This window comes from Pseudoalteromonas sp. NZS11 (assembly GCF_015864765.1).
Classification (GTDB): domain Bacteria; phylum Pseudomonadota; class Gammaproteobacteria; order Enterobacterales; family Alteromonadaceae; genus Pseudoalteromonas; species Pseudoalteromonas arctica.
The window spans coordinates 316882-340157 of the sequence record NZ_JADYWP010000001.1 but is presented as its reverse complement, the minus strand read 5'-3'; the positions used below and the strand labels follow the sequence as shown (position 1 = coordinate 340157).

General features: G+C 40.1%; 21 protein-coding genes. 6 read left to right on the top strand and 15 right to left on the bottom strand.

Features of this window, described 5'->3' with window-relative positions:
- Position 1 precedes the first annotated feature (1 nt).
- The 12 genes from I6E82_RS01505 to mraZ are packed head-to-tail and all read right to left on the bottom strand — an operon-like array spanning position 2 to position 13445.
- A complete protein-coding gene (locus I6E82_RS01505; protein ID WP_024592944.1) occupies positions 2 to 922 on the bottom strand; it encodes a D-alanine--D-alanine ligase in 921 nt (306 codons plus the stop codon).
- Positions 919 to 2370, bottom strand: coding sequence for a UDP-N-acetylmuramate--L-alanine ligase (gene murC, locus I6E82_RS01500; protein WP_002957994.1), 1452 nt, complete (start codon positions 2368 to 2370; stop codon positions 919 to 921). The genes I6E82_RS01505 and murC overlap by 4 nt, the downstream gene beginning before the upstream one ends.
- A complete protein-coding gene (murG, locus tag I6E82_RS01495) occupies positions 2371 to 3447 on the bottom strand; it encodes an undecaprenyldiphospho-muramoylpentapeptide beta-N-acetylglucosaminyltransferase (protein WP_010554297.1) in 1077 nt (358 codons plus the stop codon).
- A complete protein-coding gene (gene ftsW, locus I6E82_RS01490) occupies positions 3444 to 4619 on the bottom strand; it encodes a cell division protein FtsW (RefSeq protein ID WP_007582927.1) in 1176 nt (391 codons plus the stop codon). Before ftsW ends, murG begins: the two co-directional genes overlap by 4 nt.
- Positions 4616 to 5950 carry a UDP-N-acetylmuramoyl-L-alanine--D-glutamate ligase gene (gene murD / locus I6E82_RS01485; RefSeq protein ID WP_197116496.1) on the bottom strand — a complete coding sequence of 445 codons (1335 nt, stop codon included), beginning with the start codon at positions 5948 to 5950 and terminating at the stop codon, positions 4616 to 4618. Before murD ends, ftsW begins: the two co-directional genes overlap by 4 nt.
- Positions 5951 to 7033, bottom strand: a complete 1083-nt coding sequence (gene mraY, locus I6E82_RS01480) for a phospho-N-acetylmuramoyl-pentapeptide-transferase (RefSeq protein ID WP_007582922.1) — start codon at positions 7031 to 7033, stop codon at positions 5951 to 5953.
- Positions 7033 to 8415: a UDP-N-acetylmuramoyl-tripeptide--D-alanyl-D-alanine ligase gene (locus I6E82_RS01475; protein ID WP_197116495.1), complete on the bottom strand. Its 1383-nt coding sequence runs from the start codon at positions 8413 to 8415 to the stop codon at positions 7033 to 7035. Before I6E82_RS01475 ends, mraY begins: the two co-directional genes overlap by 1 nt.
- Entirely contained in the window at positions 8412 to 9890 is a 1479-nt protein-coding gene (gene murE, locus I6E82_RS01470; protein WP_197116494.1) for a UDP-N-acetylmuramoyl-L-alanyl-D-glutamate--2,6-diaminopimelate ligase, read from the bottom strand. Before murE ends, I6E82_RS01475 begins: the two co-directional genes overlap by 4 nt.
- Complete coding sequence (locus tag I6E82_RS01465) at positions 9883 to 11700, bottom strand: peptidoglycan glycosyltransferase FtsI (protein ID WP_010554293.1); 1818 nt, start codon at positions 11698 to 11700, stop codon at positions 9883 to 9885. The genes murE and I6E82_RS01465 overlap by 8 nt, the downstream gene beginning before the upstream one ends.
- Positions 11697 to 12023, bottom strand: a complete 327-nt coding sequence (gene ftsL / locus I6E82_RS01460; RefSeq protein WP_007582915.1) for a cell division protein FtsL — start codon at positions 12021 to 12023, stop codon at positions 11697 to 11699. The genes I6E82_RS01465 and ftsL overlap by 4 nt, the downstream gene beginning before the upstream one ends.
- Entirely contained in the window at positions 12020 to 12958 is a 939-nt protein-coding gene (rsmH, locus tag I6E82_RS01455) for a 16S rRNA (cytosine(1402)-N(4))-methyltransferase RsmH (RefSeq protein WP_008167099.1), read from the bottom strand. Before rsmH ends, ftsL begins: the two co-directional genes overlap by 4 nt.
- Before the next feature lie 28 nt (positions 12959 to 12986).
- Entirely contained in the window at positions 12987 to 13445 is a 459-nt protein-coding gene (gene mraZ, locus I6E82_RS01450; RefSeq protein ID WP_007582904.1) for a division/cell wall cluster transcriptional repressor MraZ, read from the bottom strand.
- A 496-nt stretch (positions 13446 to 13941) separates the two neighbouring features.
- On the opposite strand from mraZ, the gene I6E82_RS01445 reads away from it, so the two are divergent.
- The 3 genes from I6E82_RS01445 to I6E82_RS01435 are packed head-to-tail and all read left to right on the top strand — an operon-like array spanning position 13942 to position 14986.
- A complete protein-coding gene (locus tag I6E82_RS01445) occupies positions 13942 to 14280 on the top strand; it encodes a hypothetical protein (RefSeq protein WP_007582901.1) in 339 nt (112 codons plus the stop codon).
- Between the two features lie 6 nt (positions 14281 to 14286).
- Positions 14287 to 14733 (top strand): hypothetical protein, encoded by a 447-nt coding sequence (locus I6E82_RS01440; RefSeq protein ID WP_007582900.1) that lies wholly within the window; start codon positions 14287 to 14289, stop codon positions 14731 to 14733.
- Between the two features lie 10 nt (positions 14734 to 14743).
- Positions 14744 to 14986 carry a hypothetical protein gene (locus tag I6E82_RS01435; protein ID WP_007582895.1) on the top strand — a complete coding sequence of 81 codons (243 nt, stop codon included), beginning with the start codon at positions 14744 to 14746 and terminating at the stop codon, positions 14984 to 14986.
- Between the two features lie 3 nt (positions 14987 to 14989).
- Here I6E82_RS01435 and I6E82_RS01430 read toward each other — a convergent pair whose 3' ends face one another.
- Complete coding sequence (locus I6E82_RS01430; RefSeq protein ID WP_197116493.1) at positions 14990 to 15964, bottom strand: glutathione S-transferase family protein; 975 nt, start codon at positions 15962 to 15964, stop codon at positions 14990 to 14992.
- A 21-nt stretch (positions 15965 to 15985) separates the two neighbouring features.
- Positions 15986 to 16828, bottom strand: coding sequence for a pirin family protein (locus tag I6E82_RS01425; RefSeq protein WP_197116492.1), 843 nt, complete (start codon positions 16826 to 16828; stop codon positions 15986 to 15988).
- A 201-nt stretch (positions 16829 to 17029) separates the two neighbouring features.
- Between I6E82_RS01425 and I6E82_RS01420 the strand changes: the two genes are divergently transcribed.
- On the top strand, positions 17030 to 20134 hold the full coding sequence (locus tag I6E82_RS01420; RefSeq protein ID WP_197116491.1) for a bifunctional diguanylate cyclase/phosphodiesterase: 3105 nt from the start codon (positions 17030 to 17032) through the stop codon (positions 20132 to 20134).
- A gap of 89 nt (positions 20135 to 20223) precedes the next feature.
- A complete protein-coding gene (locus I6E82_RS01415) occupies positions 20224 to 21111 on the top strand; it encodes a LysR family transcriptional regulator (RefSeq protein ID WP_010554286.1) in 888 nt (295 codons plus the stop codon).
- Positions 21112 to 21114: 3 nt separating this feature from the next.
- Here I6E82_RS01415 and I6E82_RS01410 read toward each other — a convergent pair whose 3' ends face one another.
- Entirely contained in the window at positions 21115 to 22068 is a 954-nt protein-coding gene (locus I6E82_RS01410; protein ID WP_007582878.1) for a YihY/virulence factor BrkB family protein, read from the bottom strand.
- Positions 22069 to 22185: 117 nt separating this feature from the next.
- Here I6E82_RS01410 and I6E82_RS01405 point away from each other — a divergent pair, with 117 nt between their 5' ends.
- Positions 22186 to 23265, top strand: a complete 1080-nt coding sequence (locus I6E82_RS01405) for a mechanosensitive ion channel family protein (protein ID WP_197101302.1) — start codon at positions 22186 to 22188, stop codon at positions 23263 to 23265.
- The last annotated feature ends 11 nt before the right edge of the window (positions 23266 to 23276 follow it).

The following is a 23276-nucleotide window of genomic DNA, read 5'->3' as shown; positions in this document are numbered from 1 at the left end:
ATTAAAGCGTTTGCTCTAAAATGCGAACAACTAATTGTTCAAAAGTTGCCCCATTCGCTTTTGCTGCCATTGGCACTAACGACTTTTCAGTCATGCCAGGTACTGTATTTACTTCAAGCAGGTAAAAGTTACCTTGCTCGTCTTGCATCGCATCAACACGGCCCCAACCACTTGCGCCCACTAAATCAAATGCATCTAGCGATATAGCTTGTAAGTACTTAGTATCTTGCTCTGATAAATCTGCAGGGCAATGATACTGCGTTGTATTTGATTGATACTTAGCTTGGTAATCGTAAAAACCATTTGGCGTAGTCATTTCGATGACTGGTTGTACTTCATCGCCAAGCACTGTAACTGTGAATTCACGTCCCGTGATCCACTGCTCTACAAGCACTTGATTATCAAACTTAAATGCATTAGCTAGTGCGTCTTCAAGTTCTTGTGCTGTACTTGCTTGCGCCATACCTATGCTTGAGCCTTCGTGCGATGGCTTAACCATTACCTTTTTAAACTCACCCATAATAGCTGCAGCATCAAAGCCTTTTTTAGCGTCAACTACGGTATAAGGTGCAGTGCTTAAACCCGCTGATTTAAATAAGTGCTTACAACGTACTTTATCCATAGCAAGTGCTGAACCCAGTACATTACTGCCCGTGTAAGGCAGGTTCATAAATTCAAGCGCACCTTGTACAGTTCCGTCTTCGCCACCACGACCATGCAAAGCAATAAAAACGCGCTCTACATTTAATTCTTTTAACTCCCACAAAGAACGACTTTGCGGGTCAAATGCAATTGCATCAATGCCACTATTTTGCAGCGCATTTAAAACAGCCTGACCCGATCGTAAAGACACTTCACGTTCTGCTGAGTTACCACCTAGCAGTACCGCTACTTTACCAAATTGTGTGTTTACCTGAGTCATACTTCACCTTGCTTAAGTTTTTCTATCGACATACCCGTCGCAGCTAATGTTTTAACTAACTGACCTATATTACCAGCGCCTTGGGTTAATACTAAATCATTATTTTGTAAATTTGCGGCCAAAACACCAGCAAGCTCTGCGTTTGTTGCTACATGCAGCGGCTCTTTGCCACGTTGACGAAGGCTACGACATAAGCTTTTGCTATCTGCGCCTACAATAGGGTCTTCACCAGCGCTATACACATCAAGTAATAATAACTGATCAACATCAGCGAGTACTTTTACAAAGTCTTCGTATAAGTCGCGTGTACGAGAAAACCTATGTGGCTGATATACCATTACCAAACGCTTATCAGGCCAACCTTCACGTACGGCTGCAATTGTTGCTGCAACTTCTGAAGGGTGATGCCCGTAATCGTCAACTAACATCACATTGCCACGCTCGTTTTCAAATTCACCATAGTGTTGAAAACGACGACCAATACCTTCAAACTTCTGCAGCGCTTCTAAAATTGCATGATTCGCAATGTTTTGATCTTTTGCCACAGCAATCGCAGCGGTTGCATTAAGTGCGTTGTGTCTACCTGGCATATTCAACGTGGCAGTTAAACACTCACCTTGCTTGTTAGTTACTGTAAATGTGCATGTATTAGCTGATTGACTAAAGTCGCTCATGCGGTAATCAGCATCCTTCGATTCACCATACGTGATAACTGGGCGACCAAAACGCGGGATAAGTTCAGCAGCAACTTCAGAATCAATACATACAACAGCTAAACCATAAAACGGCAAGTTATGGATGAAATCTACGTACGTGTCTTTCATTTTTTCAAGACTGCCGCCATAAGTATCCATGTGATCTTCTTCAATATTTGTGATCACCGATACCATTGGCTGTAAGTGTAAAAACGACGCGTCGCTTTCATCAGCTTCTGCAATTAAAAAATCACTTTTGCCTACTTTTGCGTTACTACCTGCGCTATTTAACAAGCCACCAATAATAAAGGTTGGATCAAGCCCTGCTTGTCCATAAATACTCGCAATTAAGCTTGTTGTCGTTGTTTTACCATGCGTACCCGCAATTGCTATGCCGTGACGAAAACGCATTAATTCAGCCAACATTTCTGCGCGGCGAACAACCGGAACTCTTGCGGCTTTGGCTGCAATAATTTCAGGGTTTGTTTCATCAATCGCACTTGAAACAACGACTACATTGGCATCTTTTACGTTATTTTCATGATGGCCAATAAATACTTCTGCACCGGCTTTAATTAAACGATCTGTCATAGCGCTGTGGGCAATGTCAGAACCTGTAATACGGTAGCCTTCAAAAGCGAGTACTTCAGCAATACCGCCCATACCTGCTCCACCAATACCAATAAAGTGGATGGTTTCTATTCGGCGCATTGCGGGGCGTGTGTGTTTTTCTTGTACTGACGTTTCTTTCACTTATTTTCTCTTATTTGTTACTTGCTCACAGTGCGTTGCTACGCTTGCTGTGGCATCTAAAATGGCTTGTTTTTTTGCATTTGTAGCCATTTCAGTAATTAATGAAGGTTGGGCTAAATATGGGCTTAATAGTTCAACAATTGATTGTTTATTAAACTGCCCTTGTGGCATTAATAATGCGCCATTAGCCATCACTAAATATTGTGCGTTCGCTGTTTGATGGTCATCCACAGCATGTGGAAACGGAACAAAAACGGCCATTTTACCTGCCGCTGCAATTTCGCTAACAGTTAACGCACCAGCACGGCAAACAACAATGTCGGCCCAGCTATACGCTGCGTCCATATCATCAATAAATTCAGCTATTTTTGCATTACTGCCTGTAAAAGCATGCATTTTATAAGCGGCTTCTACGGTAGTTAAATGACCCTTACCTGTTTGATGCCATACACTTATTGGAGCTGTATTATTTAGTACTTTAAATGCTTCTGGTAATGTTTGATTAAGCACTTGCGCGCCAAGCGAGCCGCCCACTACTAAAATATTAATAGGGCTTGATACATCGCGTTTGGCTATATTCATAACGCTTTGGCGAACTGGGTTACCTACTAGCTCGGCTTGACCCTGTGCAAAAGCACTTGGAAATGCAGCTAATACTCGTGTAGCCACCTTAGCTAGCAGTTTATTGCTCATACCCGCTACAGCGTTTTGCTCGTGAATAACCAGCGGGATACCTAAACTTTTTGCGGCAATTCCTGTTGGCCCCGTAACATAACCGCCCATTGCAAGTACTACATCAGGACGCTGTTCTTTCAATACCTTACGCGCCTGCAATACTGCATTAATTACCATGAATGGGGCTTTAATAAGACGCTTTAATCCGTTACCACGAACACCTTTAACGTTAATAAAGTCAATATCTATATTGTGCTTAGGTACAACGCTCGCTTCCATTCGATCTGGTGTGCCGATCCAGCTAACTTGCCAGCCCTGCTGTTTTAAATAATCGGCTACTGCAATACCGGGAAAAATGTGTCCGCCAGTTCCACCAGCCACTACTACTAATTTTTTACTCATCGCTTACCTCCGCGTGAGGTGGCTTGTTTGGTTGCCATTTTGGTTTCAAAATCTACGCGTAATAAAATACCCGTGGCAATCGTCATAATTAATAAGCTTGAGCCGCCATAAGAAATAAACGGCAGGGTTAAACCCTTCGTCGGTAAAATACCCGCACTCGCACCTACATTCACCATGGTTTGAAATGCAAACCAAATACCAATGGCAAATGAAAAGTAGCCTTCATATTCCTTGCCGCACTTAAGCGCTTGTTGGCCTATTAATAAGGCTCTAAATACTAAAGTAGCTAATACCGTTAAAATACTTACAACGCCTATTAAGCCAAGTTCTTCACCTATAACGGCAAAAATAAAATCGTTATGTGCTTCAGGTAAATATTGTAGCTTTTGTACACTGTTACCTAAGCCTTGGCCAAACCAACCACCCTGGCTATATGCCATTAGCGATTGCACCAACTGATAACCCTTGCCAAAAGGATCATCCCAAGGGTCTAAAAAGCCAACAACACGTGCCATACGATATGGTTCAACAATAATAAGTAATACAACCAGACCAACGCCCGTTAAAATAAGTACAAAAAACTGCCATAACTTAGCACCAGCTAAAAACAATAAACCAACCGTTGTTACAAACATAACAACCACTGTACCTAAATCTGGCTGCAGCAGAATAAGCAGTGCATACACTGCAAATACAGCAATTGGCTTTGCAAAGCCTTTAATATTTTCTTGTACTTCTTCGCGTTTTCTTACCAAATAACCCGCAATATAACTAAAAAAGTACAACTTAGCGGCCTCAGCCACCTGAAAACCAACAGGTCCAATAGGTATCCATCGTTTAGCGCCGTTTACTTCACGCCCAATAATCAATACCGCTATTAATAGCACCATACCTAGTATTAATAGATAAGGGTTTGATCGTTTCCACCACTCCATTGGCACACAAACACTTATCCAAAAAAGCACAAAAGCCATTGCCAAAAACATGCTGTGGCGAATGGTAATATGGTACGGGTCATCAAATAACCGCTCTGCGGTGGGCATTGATGCGCTGGTCACCATGATAAAACCAACACCAATGAGCATTATTACGCAGTACAATAGCGGTACATCGTATAACTGCGCCGAAGGCTTAGGTGTTAATGCGTCTCTTATATCGGCAAAAGCAATCATAACGCCTCTGCCATTACACACTGAACAAAGTCATCACCGCGTTGCATATAGTTGTTATACATATCAATGCTGGCACATGCGGGTGCTAATAAAACAATATTGCCTGTACTACTAAGTACTTTGGCCAAAGTAACGGCTTCTTCCATATTGTTAGTTAAATAACTCTTATTGGTAATCGCAGCTAAGTCACATGCATCTTTACCAAAACAAATTAATGCTTTTACATGCTGTTCTATGTAAGGTTTAAGCGCATTTAAATCAGCGCCTTTGGCATCGCCACCAGCAATAACAATCAGATTTTCACCGTCACTAGCTAAACTATCTATTGCAGCTATAGTTGCTCCAACATTGGTAGCCTTTGAATCGTTAAAATACTTTACATCGTTAAGCTCAGCTACAAATTGGCAGCGATGAGCCAACCCATTAAATTGACCGAATGCATTTTTATATTGCTCTTTACTTACTTCAAACGGACTTAAGAGCGCCATTACTGCAAGCGTATTAAAATAATTGTGCTTACCCACTACCGCAAGCGTATCAACAGGTAAAAAGGCATCGCCTTTAACCATAAAGTGAGTTTCGCCATTGTGCTGGGCTAAATGGTAATCACCTTGTTGAGCACCAAAGCTAATTAAAGGGGTTGTACCGCGCTCAACTGGATGTGTTTGACTATCGTCTGCATTGACAACAATAAGCTCTGCAAAATTATAAATACTTAGCTTTGAGTCTATATAAGCTTGGTAACTGTCGTAGCGGTCAAGGTGATCTTCTGACACATTTAATACCGTTGCACTTACTGGTTTTAAACTCGTTGTGGTATCTAACTGAAAACTCGATAACTCAAGTACATACACATCAAAATCATCATTGAGTAAATCAAGTACCGCTGTGCCAATATTCCCACCCAAAGCAACTTTATAGCCGGCTTCTTTTAACACTTCATAAGCGAACGTAACCACGGTTGACTTACCGTTAGAGCCCGTCACTGCAACGACTGGTTTTGTATTAATGCGTGCAAATAACTCAACGTCACCAATCACTTCAACACCTGCGTTAATTGCATCTGCAACAGCTGGTATTTTTAAGCTAAGCCCGGGACTTATAATAATCATATCGCTTGAACAAAGCTCTACGTCATCCAAATTACCGAAGTGGGTATCTAGAGTTGCCGCGTGCTCTTTTAACCAATCAATCCCCGGCGGGGTTACTCGGCTATCAACGACCTTTGGTGTTAGGCCATGAGATAATAGAAAACGCACAATGCCCAGACCGGTTACACCGAGTCCGAGCACTGTTATTTGTTTGTTTTTTATCTCGTTTAAATACTGCATTTATCGAATCTTTAAAGTAGCTAAGCCAGCAAGCACTAGCACAACAGAAATAATCCAAAAGCGCACAATAACGCGAGGCTCTGGCCAACCTTTTAATTCATAATGATGATGAATCGGCGCCATTCTAAAAATGCGTTGTCCGCGTAATTTATACGACCCCACTTGTAATATTACCGATAGCGCTTCCATTACAAATACACCGCCCATAATAATAAGCAGTAACTCTTGGCGTACTAAAACAGCAATAATACCTAATGCGCCACCAAGTGCTAATGAGCCAACATCGCCCATAAATACTTGTGCTGGGTAAGTGTTAAACCATAAAAAGCCAAGCCCTGCGCCCACAATGGCAGTACATACAACCACAAGCTCACTCGCCAGCGGTAAATGTGGAATATGTAAGTAAGCCGAAAAGTTAATATTACCTGTTAAGTAAGCAATAATTGCCAGTGCTGAAGCCACTAAAATAATTGGCACAATCGCCAAGCCATCTAAACCATCGGTCAGGTTTACCGCGTTTGATGTACCTACTATGGCAAAATACGTAAGCACGATATAAAACAAACCTAATTGCGGTAACACGTCTTTAAAAAATGGAACAACAAGTGATGTTTCAGATGCTTGTGCACTGGTAAAGTACAAAGCAGTAGCTACAACTAATGCAATGACCGACTGCCAAAAGTACTTCCACTTAGCAATTAAACCTTTTGGATCTTTACGGATAACTTTACGGTAATCATCAACAAAGCCAACAATACCTAAAGAGCCAATTACAAACAGTGTTGCCCATACGTATTTATTTGATAAATCGGCCCAAAGTAGCGTGCTGGTAAAAATAGCCGCTAAAATAAGTAAGCCACCCATAGTCGGTGTACCCGACTTAGACAAATGCGATTGCGGACCGTCGTCTCGAACTGTTTGGCCTATTTGCATACGTTGCAAACCACGAATTAACTTAGGTCCTAAATAAAGAGACATAATTAGCGCAGTTAAAATACCTAAAATGGCACGTAGCGTTAAATACGAAAAAACATGAAAACCACTAAAATACTGTGTTAAATACTCTGCCAGCCAAACTAACATTATGATACTCCATTGATGGCTTGTTGCTGGCCATTAACTAAATCGGTTACTAATAATTCCATGCGAGAACTGCGCGATCCTTTCACTACTATTGTTGTTTTAGTATTCACTTTATTAATACTTTCTTGAATTTTTTGCTGCATCTGTTCGCGGCTCGAAAAGTGGCGATTAGGTAGTTCAAACACATCACTTGCGTATTTACTTAATACACCTAATGTAAATAACTCATCAATCCCTTGCTCAAGTGCATACTCGCCAACTTCTTGATGGTACTTACGTGCATCTTCACCAAGCTCACCCATGTCTCCGAGTGCTAAAATGCGGTGACCTTGCATATCACTTAACAAGTCAATCGCAGCCTTTACCGACTTAACATTGGCATTATAGGTATCATCAACCACGGTAAGTAAATCAGACACTTCAATTAAATTAACGCGCCCTTTTACATCACCCATTGTGGCAAGTGCATTGGCTATTTCTTCAAGAGTTACATCAAACTCGCTAGTTAATGCGGCTGCAATAAGCGCGTTCCCAATGTTATGTTTACCAGGCAATGCTAAAGTAACAGGTACTTGCTTGTTTTTAGTGCAAAGCGTAAAGCTTGCACGCGCATTGGCATCAAGCGTGATGTTCTCTGCCCAAATATCTAGTTTTTCAGTTGTAGAAAAACGTTTAACATTACGCCCTTCAAGCTTATCTAACCAATATTGGCTAAATTCACTATCGCAGTTAACAATCGCAACGCCATCATCTTTAAGGCCATCAAAAATCTCACCTTTAGCTTTTGCGACGCCCATTAAACTACCAAAACCTTCTAAGTGGGCCGCTGCAACATTACATACAACGGCTACATCTGGTTTTGTCATTGCAGTGGTGTAAGCAATTTCACCTAAGTGATTTGCACCTAGTTCAATTACTGCAAAGCGGTGCTGTGGCTCTAAGCGCAGTAACGTAAGTGGTACGCCAATATCATTATTAAAATTACCTTTAGTAGCTAATACATCACCATGGACCGACAAAATAGCGGCGCACATTTCTTTTACGGTGGTTTTGCCTACACTTCCTGTAATTGCAATTGTTTTAGGCGCCACTTGCGCCATAACAGCGGTGCCAATTGCACCTAGTGCAATACGTGTATCGCTTACTATAAATTGTGGAATATCTACATCAACTTTGTGCTGAACAATAACGCCAATAGCTCCTTTTTGTTTAGCCTCAGCTATAAATTTATGCCCATCAAAATTTGGCCCTTTCAGTGCTAAAAACACTTCGCCATCGCACACTGTACGAGTATCAGTATTTATATTAAGCACGTGTTGATTATCACCTTGATAATCGGTTGTTAGCACATTAGCTAACCAATCAAAATCCATTGGGATCATTGTGTTATCCCTCTTACTGCTTTTTTTAGTTGTTCTTGTACATATCGGCGATCGCAAAAGTCGATTCGCTTATCGCCTATAATTTGATAATCTTCGTGGCCTTTACCTGCAATCAAAATAACCTCATCAGCTGTAGCGTTTTCTATAGCAAAACGAATTGCAGTTGCTCTATCGGCCTCTAAATGTGCATTTTGAGGATGGGTTAAACCGCCAGCTACATCTGCAATAATGTCATCAGGGTTTTCTGAGCGAGGGTTATCACTGGTAATAATAACTTTATTAGCGTTTTGCTCTGCAGCTTGCGCCATCAATGCACGCTTTCCTTTGTCTCTGTCACCACCGCAACCAAATACACAACTTACACCACCTGGCACATGCAGCTGCAATGCTTGTAATGCAAGTGCAAGTGCATCGGGTGTATGTGCGTAATCAACAACACACGTCGGCATGCCTGCTTGGCTAAATGCTTGCATTCGCCCTGCTACTGGCTGTAACTGTGCACAACCTGAAACTAATTGCTCAAGCGGATAACCAAGCCCTAGTAATGTAGCGATCGCGGCCGTTAAGTTATATAAATTAAATTCGCCAAACAAAGGCGATTTAATTGAAATATCACCCCAACTAGTCGATAACTGCGCCGAAATACCTTCACTTGAATATTTAACATTAGAAAAATAAACGTACTGAGCATTCTTAGGAGCTAAGTTTTTGCGGCCATAACAAATTAAGTTATTAAAATCATACTTTTCAAGCCATTGCTCAGCTTGAAAGTCATCTTGATTAAGCACTACAACTTGCGGTTCAAAATCACGGAAAAGCATTAGTTTCGCATCACCGTAACTTGCCATATCACCATGGTAATCTAAGTGATCGCGCGAAAGATTAGTAAACACAGCCGCTTTAAACGCGCATTTAGCAACACGCTGCTGCACTAATCCATGAGATGACACTTCCATGGCTACCAGCTTTTTATGCTGCGAATTTAAATCGCTCAAAATATGCTGTAAATCAACCGTTGAAGGTGTGGTATTAATCAGTGGAATTAAGTTATCAGGATGGCCATAACCTAAAGTGCCTATAATAGCCGACTCAGTACTGCAAAATTGTGCTAAGTGGGCAATCATTGCTGTGGTAGTCGATTTACCGTTTGTACCTGTCACACCAATTAAATCAAGAGCCTGACTTGGCTGGCTATAAAAGCGACTTGCTAATTCTGGAAGCTTTTTATCAAGCTCCGAAACTAAATATAGCGGCTCAAAACTTGTTTCAAATTCACATAATCTGTCAGCAATAATAGCTGTTGCGCCATTTTCAATTGCTTTATTAATAAATTGACCGCCATCAAGTGCATGGCCTTTAATAGCAACAAATACATCACCTGGCGTTACTTCACGGCTATCAAGGCGTAAATGTTTTACCAGTTGCGAGGGCGCATCTATTTCGATGTATTTTAAAATATCCTTTAAATCACGCATCGTTATCTTTACCTTGTACGTACGCAACCTCTTCCTTGTCAGGCGCTACGTTTAATATTCTTAATGCGTTAGAGATGATTTCTGCAAATGCAGGGCCAGCGGTGGCACCTCCATAGTACACATCACCACCTGGTTCATTAATCATAACTACCACGGCTAAACGAGGATTACTTGCCGGTGCTACACCTGCAAAGTAACCTACATATTCATCACCATAACCACCTGCTACGGCTTTTTTAGATGTACCTGTTTTACCAGCAGCACGATACCCATCAACTTTTATGTTGCGAGCAGTACCGTCTTTTTCAAATACACTTTCCATCATGTGGACTACGGCTTCTACGTCTTTTTGTTTAAAAATACGTTCGCCTTCAGGTATATTATCTTGCTTTAAAATAGTCAGAGGTCGGTTAACTCCACCAGCGCCTAACATGGTATAAAAGCGCGCCATTTGCGCAGTACTTACCGAAATTGCATAACCAAATGATAAAGTGGCAATTTCAAAGTCAGACCAACGACGATTTGGATAAAACAAACCGCTGCTTTCACCGACCATGCCTGTTCCAGTGTCACTGCCAAACCCTACTTTTTGGTATAAGCCAACAAGGTAATCTTTAGGCACTAACTGAGTAACCTTCGCAACTCCCATGTTTGAGGAGTACTTTAGTATTTCGCGCAGTGTTAGTTCGCCGTGATTACGAGTATCTCTAACTAAACTACCACCTAAACGCATCCAACCTGGGTAGGTATCAATCGTGTCATCTGCCTGAATGGCGCCGTAGTCTAGCCCAGCCAAAATGGCTAGAGGCTTAACAGTTGAGCCTGGTTCAAACAAATCTGTAATTGCGCGGTTACGACGTTTATGAGGTGCAGCATCGCTTAAGTTATTTGGATTAAATGAAGGGCTATTTACCATTGCCAGTACTTCACCGGTTTTAACATCAACTACCATAGCTGAGCCCGATGTGGCTTTATAAGTCAGTACAGCTGATTTTACGGCCTTGTACGCAATGGCTTGAATTCGTTGATCAATACTTAGTTCTATACTTTCTGGCTCTACACGTTCACGTTCGTCAAGTACTTCTACCTCACGCCCTTGTGCGTCTTTACGAATGGTACGGCGGCCTTCCTCGCCCGTTAAAGCGTTTTCGTATAGCTTTTCAATGCCTTCAATGCCTTTGCCATCGATATTGGTAAAACCAATTACATGCGCGGTAACTTCACCTGCAGGGTAGTAGCGTTTAGATTCATCTAGTAAATGGATACCAGGGAGGCGTAAATCACCAATATAATTTGCTACAGCAGGAGTAACTTGGCGCTTTAAATACACAAAGCGACGCGAAGGATCGTTTAAAAGTCGAGAATTAATCTTTTTAGGATCAATACGCAGCACATCTGCAAGCTCGCGCCAGCGTAAATCGTTTTTATAATAAAGTGCAGTACGCTTATCAAGCTCAACAGTGTTTTCAGTTAAAGATAAGTGATCTTCGCCGCTTTTACGGGCTTGTTTGATTACTTTAGATACAAGCGATTTATGTAATGCTTTAGGATCAGCATATACGCTTACCACAGGCACACTTACCGCTAATTCTTTACCATTGCGGTCAAAAATCATTCCGCGTTGCACATGCAGTTTTTCAACACGCACCGTGCGTTTATCACTTTCTGAACGTGCTTTATCGGGTTCTATCACTTGTAAATAAGCAGCGCGAGATACGAGTGTTACAAACACCATAAACACAACTGTACACACCAGCATAAAGCGCCATGTGATTAAATTAGTGACTGGTTTTTTGCCTCTATTTCTCATTGTACTATTATTACCTGCTCATCTTGACTCGTAGGTCGTTTCATTTTTAATTGTGATATAGCAACTTCTTCAATGCGTGCATGTTGCGAATAAAATTCTTCTTCAACAAGTAAGTAGCGCCACTCTAAATCGAGTTCATCACGTTCTTGTAATAATTGATCTTGCTTTATAAGTTGCCCACGAGCTAAATGTGTTGTTTGCACAACAGCTAAACTAGAAGCGAATATCACAACCAACAAGGCCGAGGTTAGCTTGTTAGCACCTAGGCCTTTTAATATTTCAAAGAATAAATTGGGTTGACGATAGCTCGCTTTTTTACTCATCCCAACCTCTGTGCAATCCTAAGTACAGAACTACGAGAACGTGGATTACGTTCTACTTCAACAGTACTTGGCTTAATAGCCTTACCCACTGCTTTTAACGTCAGGTTTTTATTTATTTGTGCATCAGTTAAAGGCAGACCTCTGGGTAACACTTCTCCCCTACTCTGTTTTCTAATAAACTGTTTTACAATACGATCCTCTAGTGAGTGAAACGAAATCACCACTAAACGTCCGCCTGGCTTTAGCACTTTAACTGCAGACTGTAGCGCTGTTTGAATCTCTTCAAGCTCGCTATTGATATAAATACGAATCGCCTGAAAAGTACGTGTTGCAGGGTGCTTAAACTTATCTTTTACAGGTACTGCTTCATCAACAAGGTCAGCAAGTTGCTTGGTTGTTGTGATTGGCGTGTGCTCACGAACTTCGAGTACTTTGTGTGCAATGCGTTTACCAAACTTTTCTTCGCCCAGTTTTTTAATTACGTGGGTAATATCATCTAACTCGGCTTCTGCTAACCACTGTGCAGCACTGCGACCTGTTGTTGGGTCCATACGCATATCAAGTGGCCCATCTTTCATAAAACTAAAACCACGCGCAGCGTCATCCAGTTGTGGCGACGAGACACCAATGTCTAATAAAATGCCATCCACTTTACCAATTAGATCGTTCTGCTCTGCTACTTCGTATAAATTTGAAAAACGAGTATGTGCAATCGCAAAACGTGGATCATCAGCAAATTTTTCGGCTGATTGTATCGCTTGTGGATCTTGGTCAATTGCTTGCAGGCGACCTTCATCACCTAGGCGTGCTAAAATTTGTCCAGAGTGGCCGCCACGTCCAAACGTACCATCCATGTATATACCGTCTGGCTTAATTGCGAGGGCATCGATGGTTTCGTCCATTAATACGGATACGTGTTCAAATTGCGCTGTCATTAGCTATTATTTGCCTTTTTTTGTGCTGTTAGAGTGTAAAATTATCTAAATCTTGGTTAGGTTCAAAATCGCCAAGCCTTTCAAGCTCAGTATCTTGCTGCATTTGCTCGTGCCAACGCGCCTCATCCCAAATTTCAAATTTATTCATCAAACCAACTAGCATGATTTTTTTGCCAAGTGATGCATGAGCCCTCAGTGACGGCGCAAGCAAAATTCGACCATTTTTATCAAGTTGATATTCTGTAGCATTCCCGAGCAACATACGCTGCATTCGACGGGCTCGTGGGTTCATATTGGAGATTTTAGCTAAACGGCTTTCTATTTCTAGCCACTCAGCCAGCGGATACAACCATAAACACGGCTCATTTAATGCGACGGTACAAATAACCGTTCCCTGATCTTCAGACAATAGAGATTCTCGGTACTTAGTCGGTACCGCAAAACGCCCCTTATCATCCAAACTCAGTGAGCTCGCGCCACGAAACATAAAAAACCTACTTTAAAATTGTTTTATTCAACTTTTGTTTATTTTTATCCAGTGTGATCCACTAAAAACCACTTTTTACCACAGTGCTCCAGTTTAGGGCTTGACAAGCCATTTTGTCAAGTAAGCTGACCAGCTTTAGTAAGTCCCAAAGCTAGAAAAAATAAGGGCTCAAGCGAAGCGTTTGAATTACGTGGGAAAAAGTGGGATTGTGATGAAAAAAATATCTATTCTGTTTTTTATAACTTTCTGTTTACACGCTTTGCTTACTGAATAACCAATGAATATTTACAACTTTTTAAGCATTTTTACTCCCTTTGTAAAATTTACCTAACCGTGTAGTAATAGTTACTGTTTGCTTTAAATTACCAAATACAAAAAGTTATATACAAACAACAAAAACCAATAAACTCAACAACTTAAAATAAATAACAGTTTTGGTTTAATCATTGCATCATCTAAATCACTATTTAAATTTTTAACTTATTAAGGATTGATTATGGCTACTGCAACAAATACGAAACCAAACACAACTTCAGATGTTAAGCCTGACGTTAAACTAACAAATACTGAATCACCTCTTACAGAGAAAGCAACATCAGCGGCGCACGATGCTGTAGATGCACTTTCTAGCAAAGCAGCAACAGCTGAAAGCAGTGTGCGTAAAGGAGCTTCTAGCTCAGCAGATGCATTAAGCGAAAAACAACTTATTGCACGTGAAAAATTAAGTGAATGTACAGCTAAAACCCGTGCATTTGCTTCTGAAAATCCATTAGCAACCGCGGGTATTGCTTTTGCTGCGGGTATGCTGATTACATCACTATTTCGTCGTAAGTAATCAGTGATGAATAACCCACAAACAAGCGCAGCCAAGGATGGTGAAGCGCAAAACCAAACTACTGAGCAGCAGAGCCAAAAGGACGATTGGCAAGATCATATTGCAAAGCTTTTAGAGTACTCTAAGCAGCTCAAGGACGATTACCAAACTCAAGGAAAGATCACCCATCAGCTTGCTAAAGCTGAATGGCGGTTATCGCTTAGATCGCTTGCATTGATCACTATATTTTTAGGCTGTTTTGCCAGTGGTTTGGTTTTGTTGTGGGCAGGATTTCTAGGTGCTGTTGGATACGGTGTATACGATGTTTTTGGGTCAGTATGGCTGAGTATTGCAACAGCTGCTTTGCTGCAAGTTGCTTGTTTAGCATGGCTTTGGAAAAATACGGTTTACCTAAGCAATAAAATTGGCTTTAGTAAAACGCTCAAAAGCTTAAAACAACTGTTTAACTTATAAGGAAATTATCATGTTAGTTAACTACTTAATCAAAGCACCTAATGAAAACGTTGATGCTCTTAGTAAGCAAATGGACACGCGCAGTGAGTTAAAACGCCAACATCATGCAGCGTTTCAATATAGACTTAAGCGTTTTGCCGCAACTAAAGTGGGACTAACAAGTGCCTTTTTAGCCGGTGCAGCTGTACAAGCGGGGAAAGGCGAAACCAGCTTGGTAAGAAAATACGGCTGGCTTGTTAGGCTGTTTGCTTAAACGCTAAACATTTCTACCGTGATCAGATAAGTAATCAATACTTGGACCACTTGGCACAACTTGTGTTGGGTTGATCATTGTATGGCTAAAATAGTAATGACGTTTAATATGATAAAAATCAACTGTCTTCGCTACTCCCTTAACCTGATATAGCTCTCTGAGGTATCCGCTCAGTGCAGGATAGCTTTCAATTGTGCGTAAATTACATTTAAAGTGACCAACGTACACACTATCAAACCGAATGAGAGTGGTGAATAATCGCCAATCTGCCTCTGTGAGGTTATCCCCTGTTAAATAACGCTGCTTGCTCAGTATCCCCTCTACTGTATCGAGTGCTTTAAATACATCATTAAATGCCTCTTCATACGCATCCTGAGTTGTAGCAAAGCCCGTACGATAAACACCATTATTTATACTTGGATAAATCAACGCGTTTAATTCATCAATTTTTGGTTGCAGTGCCTCAGGATAGTAATCATCTTTATTACCTGTTAATTCATTAAATGCACTATTGAACATACGTATAATATCGGCAGACTCATTACTGACAATTTTATTTAACTTTTTATCCCACAATACAGGTACGGTGACTCGCCCGGAATACTTAGGATTATTTTTTGTATACACTTGATGTAAGTAGTTACTATTAAATAAAGCATCACCAGTACTGTGGTTTTGCGTATCAAAAGCCCAACCACTATCAAGCATATCAGGGCTAACAACCGACACCGTAATTAAATCTTGTAACCCTTTTAACGCTCTAAATATAAGCGTTCGATGCGCCCAAGGACACGCAAGTGACACATATAAATGATACCTGTTCGCTTGTGCTTTAAAACCGGCCTCGCCCGTTATTCCAGCGCTACCATCAACAGTTACCCAGTGACGTAACTGCGCAGTTTCGCGTTCAAACTTACCGTTACTTGAATCGGTGTCGTACCATTTATCTTGCCATTGACCGTTAACTAATAATCCCATAAAACTCTCCTAAAAATACCGTTATATTTTGCCAAACTCACCGTTTTGATAATCACGCACTGCTTGCTGTATTTCTGCTTGCGTCGTCATTACAAACGGCCCCATATGAGCAATCGGTTGAATAAGTGGATCGCCTACTAAAACCAAAACACCAGCGCCGTGCTCAGAGCTAATATTAATATCACTGCCTGGTTCTAAAATAAGTAACTTGCCCGCTGGTATTGTTTGATTGTCGCTCATTATTAGTGAGCCGCTATGGATATAAAGCATTACTTTTTGTTGGCTAATAGGTTCTAAATTCATGCTTTTACCAGCAGGTAATGTAATATCAGCAAGCGCCGCATTAGCCGCTAAACTTTGCAGAGAGCTTGTAAGCGTTTCACTTTCGAACTGCCACGATCCCGCAAGTGCTTTTAACGTCACACCTTGCGTATTTGTAAAACTCGGAGCTGGGTTTTTAGTAGTATCTTGATAACGTGAATCACGCATTTTTTCTGCGCTTGGCATGTTGATCCAAATTTGAAAGCCATGCAGTCCATCTACAGCATCCGCGAGTGGCATTTCACTGTGCATGACGCCGCGCCCTGTACTCATCCATTGCACATCACCTGCTTTAATTGCTTCTCTGTTACCCATTTGGTCACGATGTTCAAAGCCACCTTTTAGAATATAAGTAAACGTTTCAATACCTCGGTGCGGATGCTCAGGAAAGCCTCCCATATAATCTTTTTTGTCGTCTGACTTAAGTTCATCAATCATTAAAAATGGATCTAAATATTTACCATCAAACCCTGGTATGCGGCTAATGCTTACGCCGTCGCCATCTTGAGTTGCATAAGCTGTAAGTATTTTTGATATTTTCATTTTTTAATTCACTCTAAAGAATAAGTTTATGAGGCTATTAAATCATTCATTAAACAAAACAACTATGTCTTTAAATCGACCTTAACATTCCAAAAAATAGAACTATAATGATTCATTGGTTACATTTTCAACCTTATAATTACTATGGTTATTTGGAGTGAATTTGGCTACAATTGTTATTGCAAAATACAAAACTAAGGAATGGTTATTTTTACTTATTCTCTCAAACATCAGCTTTATCGTTTACTTATATTGCTAAGTATTCCGGGCACCGCTGTAATTATTTTTACACTGCTGCTTGAACGCGATCACTCTATTGAGCAAAGCGAAAAAAAAGTAGAAAATATTGCTAAGCAATTAATTTTACAGCAAAAGCACTTAGTTGATGATATTGACCGTTTAGCGCGTTATTTGGCTAAAGAGGAAAGTAAGAAAGAAAATCTAGCAACGACCTGCCCTAATTATTTTAATCAATTTAGATCTATTTACGCACATGTTGCCAATATCGGGATTATAGATCCAAATGGCATTGTTATATGTACAACAAGCGGGTTAGCCAAAACAATTAATATTGCCGATCGGGCGTATTTCCAAAACGCCTTAAAAAGTAACCAATTGTCGGTAGGTTATTTTCAGCACGACCGAAGTCTGCAAAAAAACACTCTTAATTTTGCGTTACCTATTATTAATAAAAAAAATGTAATTCAGGGCGTTGTAGTTATCGTTGTTGCGCTTGACTGGTGGAACAATGCTTTTAATGACATTGAACTTCCGCCAGGCTCTATTGCTGCAATTGCTGATTCTAACGGAAAAATTTTAGCGCGTTATCCACCTACAACGGCCGCGCTTGGCGATAATATTGCACAGACTTTATTAGCAACTGATTCTTCGATTGATAATGAGGCATCAACAAAAATAAAGTCTATTGAAGGTGAAGCCCGAATGCTTCATCACTCTGTTATTTACAGCGATCCGAGTAATAACAGCTTAAATATACATATCGCACTTCCTGTCACACATGCTTTAGAGCAAATAAATAATAATTTTTTTATAGCGATTGGTGTGTTTATTTTATCGCTGCTGATACTGTCTTTAATTGCACGTAAACTACTTAAAACCAGCATTATTGACCCAATTAATAATCTAACAAATGCAACAAACGTATTGGCTAAGGGCGAAATGCCGTCACAAAAAATACAACCCAATAATCCAGAGCTAAATACTCTCTATCAGCGTTTTAAATCAATGGCGCAAACTCGGTTAACAGCTGAGGCTAATTTAAAAAACAAGCATGATGAGCTTACTAGCTTGCTTAATACTCTGCCCGATAGTTACGTTAGAATTAACATCCATGGCGATATTCTCAACATAACAGGACAGTTTAAGCCTCAAGTAAATCCTAACAGCACTGTAGTACCTCATTTATCATCAATTCTTTCACACAGCAATGTTCAGCTTTTGTTATCGCAGTTATCTAAACTTGATGTTTCGAGCAATTTAGAATTCACACTCGAAAAATCAGATCCTAAACGCAGCTTTGAAGCAAGTATTAGCGCAATGCAAAGTAAAAATGAATACGTTGTTGTGCTACGAGATATAACACAACGAAAAGTAAATGAAGAAGCACTCCACCTTGCCTCACTAGTGTATAACAACAGTAGTGAAGGCATGGCAATCACCGATCCAACGGGCATTATATTTGATGTAAATCCTGCGTTTTGTAAAACGACTTTATATAGTAAAGAAGAAGTTATTGGCCGGTCCTCTTCAATTCTTTCATCAGGAAAACATGATAAGAATTTTTACAATAAAATGTGGTCTGAATTACAGCAAACAGGCCGCTGGCAAGGCGAGGTTATTAACCGTAAAAAGAACGGGCAGCTTTACTCTGAGTGGCTCACTATCGATACTATTTATGACACAAACAACGCACCTATTCGTCGTATCGCGATATTCACAGACCTCACAGAAAAAAAACAAGCTGATGAAACCATTTGGCGACAAGCTCATTTTGATCACCTAACTGACTTACCAAATCGTTTAGAGTTAAAGGAGCGATTAAATCAACGATTTTCAAATGTTGTTACTCCAGATAATCAATTGGTTGTCATGCTTTTAGATATTGATCACTTTAAAGATATTAATGACACATTAGGCCATCACTATGGCGATAACTTATTAAAACTCGTATCTCAGCGTATAGTCCAGTCGGCAAAAAACGCTGAGTTTGTGGCACGAATTGGGGGAGATGAGTTTGTTATTGTATTTAGTCTCATTAAAAGTACCCGCCATATTAATCAAATTGCGAGTAATATTTTACTTAGTCTATCGTCAGCTTTGCATCTTGAAAACGAAGAGTTATTTATTAGTGCAAGCATAGGCATTGCTTGCGCTCCTAATGATGGTGAAAATACTGAACAGCTTTTAAAGGCAGCCGATCAGGCTATGTATAAAGCAAAAAGTAATGGTCGTAACTGTTTTGAGTTTTTCTCTGCTGACATGCGCGAATATGCACACGCGCGCATGGTGCTATTAAAAGACTTACGAAGTGCCATAGAACTTGAACAGTTTGAGTTATTTTATCAGCCCATAGTTGCTTTAAATGATTTACATATTCATAAAGCTGAAGGGCTTATTCGTTGGCAACATCCCGAAAAAGGCCTAATTAGCCCTATCGCATTTATCCCACTTGCTGAAGAAACCAGGCAAATAAATGCAATTGGTCAATTTGTATTTGCCCAAGCTTTGCAAACACTTAACGATATAAAAACACTAACCGATGATACTTTTCAAATAAGTGTAAACGTATCGCCAGTGCAATTATCCACGCCAGAGAGTGGCATAGATGAATGGTACGATATGCTAAAAGCAGCAAAACTGCCTGCTTCGTCAATTGTCGCAGAAATAACTGAAGGCTTAATGGTTAACCCTGAAGCACTTACGCAAAGACGCCTAAAAGAAATAGTAAAATCAGGAATGCAGCTTGCTCTTGATGATTTTGGTACCGGGTATTCGTCGCTCGCTTACTTACAAGAAATGGACACCGACTATTTAAAAATAGATAAACGTTTTGTTGATAATATTCAAATAGGCAGCCAAGAACTTGCATTGTGTGAAGCCATCATTGTTATGGCGCATCAGTTGGGCTTAAAAGTAATCGCCGAAGGAATTGAAACTAAATTACAAATGCAGCTACTACTTGAAGCAGGATGCGATTACGGTCAAGGTTATTTATTTTCAAGACCTTTAAATAAAAGCAGTTTTATGGCACTTCTAGCTGATAAAAAAGTAGCTTTGTTAAAATAAATAGACAAAAAATCACTGTTACGCAATAAATAATGCGTCTGCGCGGTCAAGTTAAGCAATCAGATATAAAGTAGTAACAGGATTTAAAAATGGCAAAAGCAACATTAGAGCAATGGCGAATGTTTAAAGCGGTTGTGGATCATGGCGGGTTTGCAGGCGCAAGCGCAGCTGTACATAAAAGTCAGTCAACCGTACACCATGCTGTGCAAAAACTTGAAGCCGCCTTGCAAATTAAGTTGCTTGAAGTAAAAGGCCGTAAAGCATTTTTAACCGATAGCGGTAAGCTGATTTTACGCAGAGCCGAGTTTTTAATTGAGGAAGCGACTAAAATAGAATCGGTAGCAAGTACACTAAGCGAAGGCGTGGAAAGCACATTAAAAATAGCTGTTGATGAGGTTTTTCCACACGCTATTTTATATCAAGCACTTGCTAAAACGAGTGAGCTTTACCCTCTTTTAAAAATTGATTTAGTAGAAAGCGTGCTAACAGGTGCAAACGAATTATTACATAACTCAGTGGTTGATTTAGCTATTTCGTCAATTCCTATCTATGGAATTAGTTGCAGTACGTTATGCGATATAGAGTTTATAGCGGTTGCGCATAAAGACCATGTATTACACCAACATACTGAACAACTCAACTTTCGTGATTTAAAGCTACATAGACAAATAGTAGTTCGCGATTCAGCAACCCACACCAGTCACAATGAAGGCTGGCTAGGTGCAGATATGCGCTGGACAGTAAGCCACTTACGTAACTCTATTGATATGGTTAGTCAAAATTTAGGTTACGCTTGGCTGCCAAAAACACAAATTGCACACTTAATTGAAGATCAAACCCTCATTGCACTTAATTTAGACCAAGGTACAACCCGCACTCTTAATTTATATTTAATGTGCAACGACAACGATAGGCTTGGTCCTGCAGCACAAGAGTTTAAAGAGCAAATTACTGCACTTACTAATTTAGCTAATTAATAGCTATTCATTTTTTACATCGAGGTGATCTGCTACATAGGCGCCTCGCTGCCCACGCTCTTTAGCCGGCCCTACAGTGCTATCTTTACCTGTTTGCTGCTCAGTAGCTGCATTAATTACAGCACCTAATGTGATTATATAAGCGCTGATATACAACCACATCAGCATGATCACTACACCACCTAGTGAGCCATACGTTTCATTGTAACTAGAAAAACGCGACACATAAAATGAAAAACCTATAGATGCTAAAATCCAAAGCACGGTAGCAATAGACGACCCCATTGTGATCCAACGCCATTTAGCAGGTTTACGATGTGGGGCATAACGATATAAAAGTACCAATGCAAAATTAAAGGTAAAAGCCAATAATGGCCAAGAAATGAGTTTAATTAATAAATCTATACTTTCTTTTAGTCCCACTAAATTAAGTACAATAGGTAAAATACCAATAATTAATAGCGCAAAAATTGCGACTACAATCGCTCCTACCGAAAATAAAAAGCGCACTAGTTGAGCCTGAAAAAATGAGCGTTTTTCATACTCACGATAACTAATATTACATGCAGTAATAAGTGCTTGGCTGCCCTTTGAGCTACTCCAAATAGTAAGTATGAGCGTACCAATTGCACTTAAGCTCAAGCTTGCACTTGATGTTTTAGCTAGGCTAGAAACCTGAGACAAAATCAGTTCGCTGGTGCTTGGTGGAAGCAAAGTAACTATTTTACTTAAGTGCTCACTAATATCTGTTGGGGATGAAAAGTACGCATACACCGATACCATCGCCGCAATGGCTGGAAAAATAGCAAGTAACGCATAAAATGCCACACCGGCTGCCACTATAGATAAGTTATCTTCACTCATTTGCTTAAAAATACGTTTAACAATATCCCACCAACCTATAAAAGGGATATGTGCAGGCTGCTCTGCTTGCTGTCCTCGTTTAGCTTCTTTCATTCTAAACCTCAATATTTGTATTACGTTACTACAGCAAAATATTTGCCAAGTTATAAGCGTTTGGTACCAAACTTGCTAATATTTATCTATATATGACTCTAACACGGAAGATAAGCCATGCTCGGTACCCTAAAAAGCAGTGTAGCGCTAAATAATACAACACCAATAACTGAAGTGATCAAAGTTGATACACTTTCGTGGAACTTCTTTTATGAGCAAGGCGTGCAATTACTTCACGTAACAGCGCAAATATTACCCACTATTTTACTCGGTATAATGCTTTTAGTACTCAGTTACTTAATTTCAGGACCACTTTCTAGATTACTAATCAAACCCATTGACTATATGACTGACAGCAAGCTTGTTCACCTAGTTATAAGGCGCAGCATAAGCACCCTAATAATTTTATTTGGGGTATATTTATTTTTACGTTTAGCAGGGCTTACTCAGTTTGCTGTTGCTATTATGAGTGGGACTGGGTTAATAGGTTTAATACTCGGCTTTGCTTTTAGAGACATAGCAGAGAACTTTATTGCCAGTTTATTACTGAGCGTACAAAGACCTTTTAAAATTGACGATGTAATTGAAGTGGATGGCCGATTAGGTATTGTTAAAAAAGTAACAGCAAGAGCAACCACACTTGTTGATTACGATGGCAATCATATTCAAATACCCAATGCGACTGTATATAAAAATACCATTAAAAACCTAACTGCCAATCCAAAAATGCGCGGAAAAGTAGAAATTGGTATTGGCTACGATAACGATATACGCAGCGCACAAACCCTCGCCCTCGATATTGCCAATCAACAAAATGCGGTACTTAGCGACCCACCCGCGCAGGTTTTAATAAAAAACTTAGGCTCATCTACTATTAACTTCGTTTTGTATTTTTGGGTTAATAGCGAGCAGCACAGCCCATTAAAAGTAGCCTCCCAGCTTATGCGCGAATTAGTCAATGAGTTCACAAAACAAAACATCAGCATGCCTGATGACGCACGAGAGAGAATTATACTCACCGACCCTAATGAAAATGCTTCTAGCTTAGAGGAAAAACAACCATCGCAAATACAAAGCGAAAAAAGTGAAACTGTTGAGCAAACTAAAACGCTTGATGATGTAAGTAGTGATACCGACGAAATACGTGAACAAGCAGAGCAATCTCGCGATCCAGAACAAGGGAAAAATATTATTTAATAATACTTAAA

What these genes read in the sequence shown, in the direction of transcription:
- I6E82_RS01505 (WP_024592944.1), bottom strand. Translation starts at nt 922, where the DNA reads ATGACTCAGGTAAACACACAATTTGGTAAAGTAGCGGTACTGCTAGGT.
- murG (WP_010554297.1), bottom strand. Translation starts at nt 3,447, where the DNA reads ATGAGTAAAAAATTAGTAGTAGTGGCTGGTGGAACTGGCGGACACATT.
- ftsW (WP_007582927.1), bottom strand. Translation starts at nt 4,619, where the DNA reads ATGATTGCTTTTGCCGATATAAGAGACGCATTAACACCTAAGCCTTCG.
- murD (WP_197116496.1), bottom strand. Translation starts at nt 5,950, where the DNA reads ATGCAGTATTTAAACGAGATAAAAAACAAACAAATAACAGTGCTCGGA.
- mraY (WP_007582922.1), bottom strand. Translation starts at nt 7,033, where the DNA reads ATGTTAGTTTGGCTGGCAGAGTATTTAACACAGTATTTTAGTGGTTTT.
- I6E82_RS01475 (WP_197116495.1), bottom strand. Translation starts at nt 8,415, where the DNA reads ATGATCCCAATGGATTTTGATTGGTTAGCTAATGTGCTAACAACCGAT.
- murE (WP_197116494.1), bottom strand. Translation starts at nt 9,890, where the DNA reads ATGCGTGATTTAAAGGATATTTTAAAATACATCGAAATAGATGCGCCC.
- I6E82_RS01465 (WP_010554293.1), bottom strand. Translation starts at nt 11,700, where the DNA reads ATGAGAAATAGAGGCAAAAAACCAGTCACTAATTTAATCACATGGCGC.
- ftsL (WP_007582915.1), bottom strand. Translation starts at nt 12,023, where the DNA reads ATGAGTAAAAAAGCGAGCTATCGTCAACCCAATTTATTCTTTGAAATA.
- rsmH (WP_008167099.1), bottom strand. Translation starts at nt 12,958, where the DNA reads ATGACAGCGCAATTTGAACACGTATCCGTATTAATGGACGAAACCATC.
- mraZ (WP_007582904.1), bottom strand. Translation starts at nt 13,445, where the DNA reads ATGTTTCGTGGCGCGAGCTCACTGAGTTTGGATGATAAGGGGCGTTTT.
- I6E82_RS01445 (WP_007582901.1), top strand. Translation starts at nt 13,942, where the DNA reads ATGGCTACTGCAACAAATACGAAACCAAACACAACTTCAGATGTTAAG.
- I6E82_RS01440 (WP_007582900.1), top strand. Translation starts at nt 14,287, where the DNA reads ATGAATAACCCACAAACAAGCGCAGCCAAGGATGGTGAAGCGCAAAAC.
- I6E82_RS01435 (WP_007582895.1), top strand. Translation starts at nt 14,744, where the DNA reads ATGTTAGTTAACTACTTAATCAAAGCACCTAATGAAAACGTTGATGCT.
- I6E82_RS01430 (WP_197116493.1), bottom strand. Translation starts at nt 15,964, where the DNA reads ATGGGATTATTAGTTAACGGTCAATGGCAAGATAAATGGTACGACACC.
- I6E82_RS01425 (WP_197116492.1), bottom strand. Translation starts at nt 16,828, where the DNA reads ATGAAAATATCAAAAATACTTACAGCTTATGCAACTCAAGATGGCGAC.
- I6E82_RS01420 (WP_197116491.1), top strand. Translation starts at nt 17,030, where the DNA reads ATGGTTATTTTTACTTATTCTCTCAAACATCAGCTTTATCGTTTACTT.
- I6E82_RS01415 (WP_010554286.1), top strand. Translation starts at nt 20,224, where the DNA reads ATGGCAAAAGCAACATTAGAGCAATGGCGAATGTTTAAAGCGGTTGTG.
- I6E82_RS01410 (WP_007582878.1), bottom strand. Translation starts at nt 22,068, where the DNA reads ATGAAAGAAGCTAAACGAGGACAGCAAGCAGAGCAGCCTGCACATATC.
- I6E82_RS01405 (WP_197101302.1), top strand. Translation starts at nt 22,186, where the DNA reads ATGCTCGGTACCCTAAAAAGCAGTGTAGCGCTAAATAATACAACACCA.